Origin of the sequence: Streptomyces sp. NBC_00376, from assembly GCF_036077095.1 — a bacterium.
GTDB lineage: Bacteria > Actinomycetota > Actinomycetes > Streptomycetales > Streptomycetaceae > Streptomyces.
On record NZ_CP107960.1, the window covers coordinates 1,685,621 to 1,697,284 of the forward strand.

Consider the following 11,664-nt stretch of genomic DNA (forward strand, 5'->3'; position numbering starts at 1 on the left):
CCCCCTCGTTCCGGTCCGCCGGGAACGATCACCCTAAGCGTTGTCCCGTAAATGATCTACGACGTGTTTGCTGACCTGCTTGTTCCTTCGTCACCCGGCGAGGGTGAGGTTGTGCAGGCGGGCGATGCCGAGTATCGCGTGGTGTACGCCGTCACCTTTGAGGCGGCAGTCGCGGAGGATCTTCCAGGTCTTCATCCGGGCGAAGGCGTGCTCGACGCGGGCGCGGACCTTGCGGTGTGAGGCGTTGTGTTCCTCTTTCCATGGCTCCAGTTCGTTCCGGCCGGCTTCGCGGCGGTGCGGGATGACCAGGCCGGTGCCCCTGTAGCCGCCATCCGCGATGACCGTGGTCCTGCCGACGGCGGCCTTCGCGCCGGACAGCTCCCACGCCTTGCAGTCATTGCGGTTGCCGGGCAACGGACGGCCGACCGCGACGACCAGCCGGGTGTCCGCGTCGATGACGACCTGGTGGTTGGTGGAGTACCGGTAGTTCTTCGACTGTTCGGCGACGCTGTGGTCGCGGGTGGGGACCAGGGTGCCGTCGACGATCAGCACGGCGTCCTTGCGGAACCGCTTGCGTTGCTGGAGGGCGAGCGACGGCCCGAGGTGGTCGATGATGCGGTCGGCCGCGGACTTCGACACCCCGAAGAGTGGCGCCAGCTGCCGCAAGGTCAGGTTCGTGCGCCAGTAAGCGGCGACCAGCAGAACGCGGTCCTCCAGCGGCAGACTCCACGGCCGGCCCTTGCGCACCGGATCCGCACCCTCGCGCCGGAGCGCGGTGATCAGCTTGCCGAACTGACGCGGGCTCAACCCGCTGAACGGGGCTATCCAGGAGGGCTGCGACGCCGTGATCACACCAGACACGAAAGATCATCTCACCCCTGACCAGCAGTTACGGGACAGGTCTTAGTCAGCTCCGTGCACCGTGCGCACTGGGCGTTGGCGCATATGCGACCTCAGGTCGGTGTCCGCTGCGCCGCTGGTGGCGAACGGAGAGCCAGACGAACGTCAGGAATCGAGCGGAACCAGGCATTCCTCAGAGTCCTCGGGGCTGCCCCCTGAACGTGCAACGCGCCCTGGATGGCATGGATTACGTGTCCGCCGAGGGACGAGTTGCGCGGTGCGCACCTCACTCTCCTCGCCGGGCGGCCACAGGGTGCGCACGTCTGGGGGAACTGCTCGGTTCATCCAGCAAACGATCTCGACGCGTGCATACCGTTGACCAGGAGAGACGCGCCGACGGGTCCCTGTTGTACGCGTCCGCGCGCGGGCTGTACGCGGTACGGGGCATGACCGGCTCCGGTGAGCGGCGTTGGCCGATGCGTGGGTGAGACGTTCGGGGCAGGTAGGACGACGCGGGACGTTACGGAGGCGTGGGACGTGGACGATCAGCGACAGCAGCCGGAGCACGAGTACGAGGTCGGGTCGGGCATCCTGCATGTGTTCGGCCAGCACTTGAAGCTCTTCCGGGTGCGGGCGGGGCTGGAGCGGGCGGAGTTCGGGGCGATGACGGGGTACTCGGCGTCGAGCATCGCCTCGTTCGAGCAGGGGCGCAGGATCCCGCCACCGAAGTTCATCGACCAGGCGGACGAACTGCTGGACGCGGGCGGGGTGCTGAAGGCCAGCAAGGAGGAGGTTGCTCGGGCGCAGTACCCGGCGTTCTTCCGGGACGCGGCGAGGCTGGAGGCGGAGGCGGTCGAGCTGCATCTGTACGCCGTTCAGGCCGTGCCCGGCCTGCTGCAAAAGGAGGAGTATATGCGTGCTCTGCTCACCAGGCGGCGGCCTCTCCTGGATGACGAGACCATCGAGCAACGAGTGGCCGGGCGCCTGGCACGGCAGGAGATCTTCAGCCGGTGGCCGGCCCCGCTCATGAGCTTCGCCATCGAAGAAGCGGTGCTCCGCCGCCCCTTCGGAGGTACGAGCGTTCTCCATGGCCAGTTGGAGCAGTTGCTTCTCATCGGTGAGAAGCGCAACGTGGAGATTCAGGTCATGCCGCTCGACCGAGAGGACAATGCCGGAGTCGACGGACCGTTCACCCTGATCTCACGCAAAGGTGGGGAACAGGTTGCGTACTTGGAAGTTCAGGGGCGCAGCACCTTCGTGACGGATCCCGAAGAGGTCCGCTCCCTCGCAGCCCGCTATGGGATCATCCGAGCGCAGGCTCTCACGCCCCGGGAGTCGCTTGCCTTTGTCGAAAAGTTGCTGGGAGAGCTATGAAGATTGCGGAGACCAACACGGCAGCTACGGAGCTGGCTTGGTACAAAAGCAGCTACAGCGGAGCCGAGGGCGGCGAATGTGTCGAGGTCGCGGCCCGGCCCGGCACCGTCCATGTCCGCGACTCGAAGGAGAAGACGGGGCCGATCCTGTCTGTCGCCTCTGGTGGCTGGGCGGCCTTCGTGGAGTTCGCCGCGCAGGGCTGACTGCGCGTGACGGCGGTGCCCCGCCACCGAGCTTTCCGGCGGCGGGGCGTCTTCTTGCACACCCTTGTACGCGGGGCTCAGTCGGCCTTCTTCGCCCGGCCGCGCGTCTTCTTCTCGGGCCGCCAGGCCGTGAGGTCCTCGGCCGAGAGTCCATGCTTGGCGCGCTGCTCGTCCAGGTACGCCTGGTACTCCTCGGCGGGCGTGCCGTCCCACTCTTCGTCGTATTCGCCGTGCCACTGGTGAACCCACGGCATCAGCTCCTGGATGCCCGCGATGAGCGGAGTCAGGCGCGAGGTTTCCCAACCAGCTTGCTCAGTACGGTCATTGATCACGTTGATCAGGGCCTGCACCTGATCCTTGTGATCCCAGCCGGCCCAGCCGAGCAGCAGCGTCGGGTCCGAGTCCGGGGACGCGTCGGGGTAGGAGATGAACCGCTCCTTGGGCACGTCCAGCTTGCCTCGATGTGACCAGTACGTGTGCTTGAGAAAGTCAGCGGCGCTGTACTTCGGAGGTACGGGGATGTCGAGCCGCTTTCCCGTCCTATCCTCCTCGCGCTGGAGGTCCCAAACCTGCTCCCACTGCTCGCGCTTACGCAGACCCGAGTCCTTGTAACGCAAGGCGGCTAGGTGCGGGACATGCTCAGGGGCGATGATGTCCGCCAGCACCGCTGCAAGGGTGGCATCGCGCTTACCCATGTGGTCGGCGGCGTACAACTCAGCGACCGCTTGCACGTCGGCTTCTTGGCGAAGAGCGTCGGCGAGCTGCGAGACGGTGAGCGCACGAGGGGCGCGGAAACCGTCCCTAAGGGCGAACCACAGGTTCTCGTCCTCGCAGCGGTCAAGCAACCAGTTACGAAGCGCCTCCTTCTCCTTCTTCTCCCACGGCTCGGAGGACCACCGGCGCTTGCAGTCGGGCCGCTCAATGAGCGCGATGTCCTTGCGGGAGTTGATGATGTCAATGCGCGCCTGGACAACACTCTTGTACTCGGCGGGCCAATGAGCAGGAATCTCAGTCACAGAAATAGAACCGTGCCGCTCAAACCACGCGGTCTCGGCCTCACCTGCGGCCACATTTCGAGCTAGGACAATCTCGAATGCCCGTTCACCGAGGGCCACCTCAGGAACTTCAGAAGGATCTGTAAGGGTTGTTCGTGCCAATTCGCCGGGCGTGAGGAGGTTGTACGAACCGTAGACGTCCCAATCCAACTCTTCTTGAAGTGCGATCATCTGAGAGCGGACCGAAACGTAGGCAGCACTTGCCGCGTCAAGGCTCGCCCTAGCCATGAGCACGGAGGAACCAACAGCAGAGGGCTCGTAGGCTGCCAACTTGCGCCCGAGGGCGTCGAGGGTGCGACCGAGTTCAAGCGGCAGCTTGGCTGGGAGTGGAAACTCCTGAAGCTTAGTTCCCGTGAACTCGTACCGCTCCTCCCACGCCTCGTCCTTGATGCCACACCCAACGCCGCTCCCCCCCTTCCCCTGACTCACCTGTTTGAGCCAGAAGCAAGCCGTCGATGAGTTCAGCACCCCAAGCAACTCCAAATGCTGCTCCTCCGCAGCCCCCGCAGGTAGCTTGATGATGGGAGCAGACTGCTTGAATGCCTTCCCGCCTCGATCTATAACAAAATGATTATGTGTCGTGATACCAGCGAAGGAAATGGACCATGGATGGACACCCTCATCCTTCGGTAGTTGATGCCACTCGTGCCAGGGCCGCCCGTCACTGAAATATGTCCCTTTACTAAAGGTGGAACGGCAACCCAATTCAGTTCGGTATCTCCAGAGACTGCTTGCATGCGCTGACATCTGCTCGATGGGCACGAGCTGCCGCATATCGCTGTAAGGATGAAAGATGTCATGGGCAGTCACAGCACCCCAGTCACGGACTTCTTCACCAACCGTTAGAGGAAGATGATACTCCGGTTCAGCGTGGTTCCGCCTGAAAACTCGTGCTGGTTTAGTCATCACATCGTCAGCATGCGTCATCCCATAAAAGCCGATTCGCGAAACCTCACCACCAAGCGAACCCTCAGACCCCGACTCCAAGTTGCGGTGAAGCGCGGCCGCCCCGCCTCCGCTGAGTGACCATGGATGCTCAGAGTATTTCTCACGGTTAGAGTCCTCCACCGTCACCCAATCGGACTCGCTCGCCGGAACCTCGATCTGCTCTACAATTGCCAACCAGACAATTCCGGCAGCCGGATCTAGAGGCTGACTTGGCTCACCTCGCACACCCATCACCGATCGTGTCGTATCCGACGAACGTGAGATTTGATTTCGGCCCGCCAAGATAACTGTCGGCGTTCCATGTCCTGGAATAAACGCTCCAGATGTGTCGACCACATGCGTCAGGTCAATTTTCGGGAAGAATTCTTCAATCAGCTTCCTACCGAACTCCCTCTTCATGAATGAGTTCGCTGTGATTTGTCCGGTAAATCCGCCATCGCGTCGAGTACCGCCAGCCCGCACTGAGAGTTCGAAAATCCGCTGAGCGAAGGGCACTGAGAGCGCATACTGCCTATAGCAGGCGTCATACGCCTTCTTATAGTTCTCGTTCTCCTGCTTGTCTTTGACCGTAATGTAAGGCGGATTCGCTACCACCACGTGGTAGCTCCCCCGCCCCAGCAGGTCAACCCGCGCCGCGTATTCCCGGACATCCTCCGTCCGGTACGCGAACATCCCCTGACCCTCGCCCCCGAACAGCGAGTCCAGCGTCTCCGTAACCGTCTCCGCCCCCCGCCCATGCAGCAGCGAGTCCCCCACCGCCACGTTGATCGGGAACTCCGGAGCCGCCGCCAACCGCCGCTCCCCGCACGCCTTCAGCACCGCCACCAGCATCCGGAACCGGGCGATCGCCACCGCGAACGGGTTCTTGTCGCAGCCGTGCACCGACTCCAGGGACCGCCGCACCAGCTCCCAGTCCTCCGTGCCCGGCTCCGCCTCCCGCCACTTCTTCAGCAGCCGCTCGAACATGCCGAGCAAGAAGTGACCGGACCCGCACGCCGGGTCGATGCACCGCAGGCCCCGTACCACCGGTTCCTCTCCCGGCCACCCCGCCGGCTTGTGCTTCCACGCCGGGTCCAGGCCGAACTCCTCGACCGCAGGCTCAAGCGTCAGGTCGAGGATGAACTCCTCCACGAACTCGGGCGTCTGCAACAGCGCGTACGTCTTCCGCGCGTGCTCGCTCAGGTCCTGGTAGAGGTCGCCCAGGAACCGGGTGTCCAACTCCCCGTCCGTGAAGTCGTGGATGATCTCGCCGTCCGCGCCCCGCTCGCGCCAGAAGCCCAGCAGCCGCGTCGCTGCCTCGTACGACGGGCTCAGCCCCCACAGCGCGTTGTGGCCCCGGTCGAAGAGCCCTGCCACCGCCTTGTGCGCATCCGACAGGTGGCCGAAGCCCGCTACCAGCCAGTCCCGGTCGTTCAGCTCCGGCTTCTCCCGGAAGAACGCCGCCTGCCGGTCCTCCGCGTCCGCGAGCCGCTCTCCCGGGCCCGCGATGAACGGGTCGTCGACCAGGCCGTTGTCCTCGCAGAACCGTACGAACACCGTGGCCAGCGCCCAGGCCGCCGCCGCTTGCGTCACGCGCTCGTCCCGCCAGGCCCCGTACGTCGCCGCCGTACGGCTCGCCTCGCGGGCCGCCGCGTACTCGCGCTCCAGGTCGGTTCGGTACTCGTCCACCGACTCCGTGCGAGCCCGGAGGTCGTCCTCCAGCGCGGTGACCTGCTTGCGCAGATCCTTCAGCAGTGCGGCCTTGTCCACCGGGGCGCCCCCTCATTCCGTGACCCGGACCCCACCCGGGCCCGCAGCTCATCCGCATCCATCCTGCCAGCCCTGCCGCCCCTCCCCGGACCCTTCATCCGTAACCGGACAGCACGGCCCATGTCGCTCCTGGCGAAGAGCGCCTCCAGCTCACTGGCACCACCCTCCTCAGGCGGGCTGAAAGGGGCCCAGGTGTGCTCCCCCAGGCGCTGCGCCGGCCTCTCCGTCAGGAGGCCGCGGCTCTCCTCGGTGACAGCTGCTCGTCAGCGCGGATCCCTCCCATGCGAGGCAGTCCCCCGACGGCGTCAGGCCCGCCACAACGGGACCGGAAACCGGCTAGGCCCGTTGGGATCGGACATCGTAGGGTGGCGCCCCGCGACGTGCGAAGAGCGATCCGCTGGAGGAAGCGTGCGCATTACCGTCTCCGTCGAGGACGGTGATTCCGGCGGCTTGCACGACCTTCGCCGCTGGCTGTCCGACGAGCCCGAGCTGAGGGGACGGATCCGCGGGCACACAACGTCACCGATACCGTCCGACGCCATGGGGCTGGGTGCGGAGGCCCTGCTCGCGGTGCTCGGGCCGGGTGGCGTGGCCGTGGTCTTCGCCGGAGCGCTCGTCGCGTGGGTGCAGAGCCGCCGGGGCGACCAGACCGTCACGATCACCCGGCCCGACGGGACCACGGTCACCGTCTCCGCGACCCGTGTCAGAGGAATGAACGCGGAACAGAATGCCCAGTTGGCGAGGGAGCTGGCCGCCCTCCTCGGCACGGGAGCCGACCCGGTCCCGCCCGCCGACGGCGAGCTGTCGCCAGAGGCCCCACAGCGGTGATATCTGGAGCAGCCGGACTCGCCGCGGCCGGTGCCCATGCCGTCCTGTTCGGCAGTCACAGGCACGTATCCGGTTCAGAGCTGCATGATCTGCCCTCGGCCGCCACCACGCTCGACGACCTGGAGACCGCCCTGCGGGACGTTTGTGGAGTCAGCCCGGAGCATGTACATCGCATCCCGGCCGACGCGGACACCGAGGAGGTGCTCGGCGTAATCGAGCGGGTGGCGCGCGAGGCGACCGGGGTCGTGTACGTCCATTACGTCGGACACGGACTGCTGGGTCCCCGCGACGAGCTGTATCTGGCGACCCACGGCACCCGGTCCCACGAGGAGATCTCACGGGCCGTGCCGTACCACACGGTGCAGGGTCTCTTGAGCGCGTGTGCGGGTGGCGGCATCGTCGTACTGGACTGCTGCTACTCCGGGCGGGCCGACGTTCCCGACGGCAGCGGTGTCCCTGCCCAGGAGCCGTTCGTATCCGTCCGGCCGGACGGCAGCCTGCTGCTCAGTGCCACCTCTCTCTACGACCTGTCCTTCGCACCCGAGGAGCGGCGTCACACGTTGTTCAGCGGCCGGCTGCTGCGGCTGCTGACCGAGGGTGATCCGGCCGGTCCGCCCTGGCTGACGATGGACAGCCTGTACAGCGCACTGGACCGCGCGTTCGCGGAGGGACCGATCCGGCCACGGCGTCAGAGCGAAGGTTCGCTGGGCTCACTGCTCATCGCCCGGAACCGGGCCTATCGCGAAAGCGGCGACACGTCACACGATGGAGCGGCTTGGCGGGACGATCCACCGGCCGATGTTCCGTGCCCCTACCCCGGCACGGAATACTTCAGCGCCGCCGACAGCCACCACTTCTTCGGGCGGGAAGAACTCGCCCGACGGCTGATCGACACCGTGTGCGCAGCCACGCCGGACGGCGCGGCGCCCATGACCGTGGTCATCGGCGCCTCCGGAGTGGGTAAGTCGTCCCTGCTGAGAGCCGGGCTGCTGGCCGGACTGGAGCAGCGACACTCCTCGATGGCCCAGCCGCACGACCTGCCATGGCCGGCACTGTTGTTGTCCGCCCCCGGGGAACACCCTCTCCGGGCGCTGGCAGAGTTGTGGGCGCGGGCGACGGGACGGGCCTCGGCCGACGTCCACCGCGTACTCGCCGAAGGCGGTCGGTTACCACCACCGAAGTCCGGCCGGCCACCCTGCGGGTTGCTGGTGGTCGACCAGTTCGAAGAGATATTCACCCGCTGCGCGGACCCCACCGAGAGGGCTCGGTTCATCGAGGTACTCGTTCTCGCTGGGCACGAGAACGCAGACGACAGCGAGGCGCGCAAGGAACGCGGCATGCGCGTGGTCCTCGGTCTGCGAGCCGACCACTACGGCAGCTGCCTCGCCCATGACCCGCTCGTCCCCGTCCTGGGGGAAAGCCAACTGCCGGTCCCTCCGATGACCGACGACGAGCTGCGCGCGGCGATCGAGGGTCCCGCCGGCGTCGTAGGACTGGATCTGGAGCAAGGTCTGACGAATCGGCTGATACAGGATCTGCGGTGGGGGCAACTGTCGAACGGGACCGACGACGCGAGCACCGCAGACGTTGCGGACGCCGAGAGCACACCCTCGGCCACGTCGGCGTTCGGCACCGCAACCGCCTCCGGCCCCATGCCTGCCGTGACCGTGTCCGGACCCGACCTCGACACCGCGCTCCCCTTCCTCGCACACGCGCTGCGCGAGACATGGCGCAGGCGTAGCGGAACCACGCTGACGCTGGCCGGATATCAGGCCACCGGCGGCATCTGGCACTCCATCAGCACGACGACCGAGCGCCTCTATCAGGACCTCGATAGAGCGGGCCAGGATGCGTTGCGCGAACTGTTGCTGCGCCTGGTTCACGTGACGGTCGAGGGCACCGGCACTGCCGTACGGCGCAAGGTGGCCCCCGACGCACTGCTGGACGGCATCCCGTCGCAGCAACAGGACCTCACAGCCGCCATCCGTGACCGTCTCGCCGCGGCCAGGCTGATCAGCGTCGATCAGGACGGCACTCAGCTCTCGCACGAGTCGCTACTGCGGTCGTGGTCCCGGCTGCACCAGTGGATCGAGGAGGACCGCAGCGTCCTGATCGCGCGCCAGCAGCTCTCCGAGATCGCGCGTGCCTGGGACGCGTCCGGTGGCGACCCGGGCTTTTACTACCGGGGCAGCCTGCTGGAAGCCGCCCTCGGACTGATGCGTGAGGAACGGCTCAGGCACCGGCGGTTGCCCCGGCTGGACGAGAGGTTCGTGGCCGCGAGCGACGAGGCCGACCGTGCTGCACGAGCCCGTGAGGCGCGCCGCACTCTGCGCCTCAAGCAGGCGCTCGGCGCAGCCGTATTCGCTCTCGTCCTGGCGCTCGTCGGCGGCGTGCTCGCTCTCCAGCAGCAAGGCGTGGCGAAGGAACAGCGCAAATCCGCCACCCACCGGGCGCTCGTCGCCGAGGCTGTGGCCAGGCGTGCCGCCGACCCTCGGCTCGCACTGAAGATCGCGATGGCAGCGCACGGGCTGCGGGCCACCGCGGAGACGCGGGCAGCAGTGTCGGACACACTGGTCCAGAGCCGACTCACCGGCAGCTCTGCCTATAACGAGAAGGACCCGCTGCTGAGCCCTGACGGCAGGCTGCAGGTGGCGGCGCAGGCGGACAGGATGCGGCTGGTATTGCGCAGTGTCGGCGACAGAGCCCGGAATACCCGACTGGCTTCCTTCTCCCCCTGCGCCGGCGTTGCGCGCAGGCCCGCCTTCAGCCGCGACTCTCGTACGCTCGCTGTGATCTGCGACAACGGCGTGGTGAACCTGTGGGACATCACCCGGCCCACGCAGCCGCGGCGCGATGGTTCACTGAGATCCCCGGACGTGTCGGGCAGACCCAGTGGGGCCGATTTCAGTCCCGACGGCACACTGCTTGCAGTCGGGAGGTACGCGCCGTCGGACGAATCACAAGCGCATGGCTCGCTTGTCCTGTGGGACATCCGCAACCGCGCCCGGCCCACCTTGCTCAAGGTGCGCAAAAATGTCTACGACAGCACCTCGGTGCTCTTCGCCCCGGACGGCAGAACACTCGTCAGCTCCACCGGCATCGTGTCCTTCCGGGATGATGCGGTCAACAGCGATTCGGTCACCCACACATCGGGCGCGACGCTCTGGGACGTGTCCCGCCCAGCGGCCCTCCGTCGGCTGACCCGGCTCCCACGCGTCGGCGAGGGCCAGAGCTTCAGCCGGGACGGCAGGCTCCTCGTCACCAGGCGCCACAGGACCGTACAGGTCTGGGATGTGAAGACTCCGGCGACCCCCAGAGAGCTGTCGAGCTGGACCGCCCACAAGGACTACGTGACCGCGGTCGAATTCAGCCCCGACGGCCGCACTCTGGCCACGGGAAGCTCTGACGAGACCATCGCCCTCTGGGATATCTCCGACCCCGCACACCCCACCGAGTCCGCCCGGCTGAACGGGCACACCTCTACGGTGGAGACGCTGCGCTTCTCCGCGGACGGACGCTCGATCGTCTCTGCCGACTGGGACCGGATCATCCAGTGGGACCCGGTAGGCGGCGGCCCGCCGCGTGCCGTCGCTGCACTCGGGAAGAAGGCCTCCCTCACCTCCGCGGCCTTCACGCCGGACGGGCGGACGCTGGCCACCGCTGGATTTGACCAAGCTGTCACGCTCTACGACATGAGCGTCCCTACCAGCCCAAGACGTACAGCCGCCGCGCCGATGCCCGGGTTCGTCACAGATATCGCGATCAGCTCCGACGGACGGCTGCTCGCGGCGGGCGATCGGCTCGGCAACGTGCTGATCTGGGACATCAGGGACCGTGCCCGCCTGCAGAAGGTCACCGACCTGTCCCGCAATACCGATCCCATCACGTCTGTGGATTTCGGCAAGCAAGGCGAGAGCGTGATCGTCAGCGGGGCGAAAACCTACTTCTCGCCAGGCTGGGCCACAATGTGGGACATCAGAGAGCAGGGACGCCCTCGTGCGGTCGGCACGTTCAACGACGTCTCCACCGTTCACTCTGCGCACTTCGGTGCCGATGGGACTCTCGTGGCGCTGCCGGGGTTGAGGACGTTCCTGTGGCCTGCCGACGATTCCTACGAAGCAGTAGAACTCGATGACAGCAACGGCAGTTCCGCCTTCAGTCCTGACGGCAAGACTCTGGCGACGGGCGACTCGCAACACGACATCGTCCTGTGGGACATCGAGAACCCGCGCAGCCCCAGAAAGACAGCAGACGTACCCGAGGACCAGAACAACTTCGCCACGTATGTCTTCCACCCTGCTGGAAATCTGGTTGCAGGCCTCGATGAGAGCGACGGCGTCACCTTGTGGAGTGTGGCCGACCCCACCCGTATCCACCTGGCCACCACGATGGCCCGTCACGGACAAGAGATGACCGACCTCGCGTTCCACCCGGACGGCAGGTATGCCGTCACGGTGAGCGGGGACGACAACCCGCTCACCGTCTGGGACCTCGGCAGCCTTCCCGGTATCAGCGCGGATCTCGTCGAGACCGCCTGCACCGTGGCCGGAGGCGGACTCACCAGCGAGGAGTGGAAGCAATACGTACCGGGCCAGCCCTACCAGGACACCTGTGACGGGCACCTGGCCGACTGAGGCCAGGCCCGGGGCGACGCACCAGGCGAACGC

The 11,664-nt window shown here is 66.4% G+C and carries 6 protein-coding genes; 4 read left to right on the forward strand and 2 right to left on the reverse strand.

The window, feature by feature from the left end; all coding sequences use genetic code 11:
* Positions 1–90 precede the first annotated feature (90 nt).
* Entirely contained in the window at positions 91–861 is a 771-nt protein-coding gene (locus tag OG842_RS07635) for a transposase (RefSeq protein ID WP_266726767.1), read from the reverse strand.
* A 516-nt stretch (positions 862–1,377) separates the two neighbouring features.
* Between OG842_RS07635 and OG842_RS07640 the strand changes: the two genes are divergently transcribed.
* Together OG842_RS07640 and OG842_RS07645 are read left to right on the forward strand one after the other, a co-directional pair.
* Complete coding sequence (locus OG842_RS07640) at positions 1,378–2,214, forward strand: helix-turn-helix domain-containing protein (protein ID WP_328512654.1); 837 nt, start codon at positions 1,378–1,380, stop codon at positions 2,212–2,214.
* Positions 2,211–2,417 carry a DUF397 domain-containing protein gene (locus OG842_RS07645; protein ID WP_328512132.1) on the forward strand — a complete coding sequence of 69 codons (207 nt, stop codon included), beginning with the start codon at positions 2,211–2,213 and terminating at the stop codon, positions 2,415–2,417. Before OG842_RS07640 ends, OG842_RS07645 begins: the two co-directional genes overlap by 4 nt.
* A 77-nt stretch (positions 2,418–2,494) precedes the next feature.
* Here the strand turns inward: OG842_RS07645 and pglX are convergent, their stop codons facing one another.
* Entirely contained in the window at positions 2,495–6,169 is a 3,675-nt protein-coding gene (pglX, locus tag OG842_RS07650) for a BREX-2 system adenine-specific DNA-methyltransferase PglX (protein ID WP_328512133.1), read from the reverse strand.
* Positions 6,170–6,577: 408 nt separating this feature from the next.
* Between pglX and OG842_RS07655 the strand changes: the two genes are divergently transcribed.
* Together OG842_RS07655 and OG842_RS07660 are read left to right on the forward strand one after the other, a co-directional pair.
* Complete coding sequence (locus OG842_RS07655) at positions 6,578–6,997, forward strand: effector-associated constant component EACC1 (RefSeq protein ID WP_328512134.1); 420 nt, start codon at positions 6,578–6,580, stop codon at positions 6,995–6,997.
* Positions 6,994–11,631, forward strand: a complete 4,638-nt coding sequence (locus tag OG842_RS07660) for a caspase, EACC1-associated type (RefSeq protein WP_328512135.1) — start codon at positions 6,994–6,996, stop codon at positions 11,629–11,631. Before OG842_RS07655 ends, OG842_RS07660 begins: the two co-directional genes overlap by 4 nt.
* The last annotated feature ends 33 nt before the right edge of the window (positions 11,632–11,664 follow it).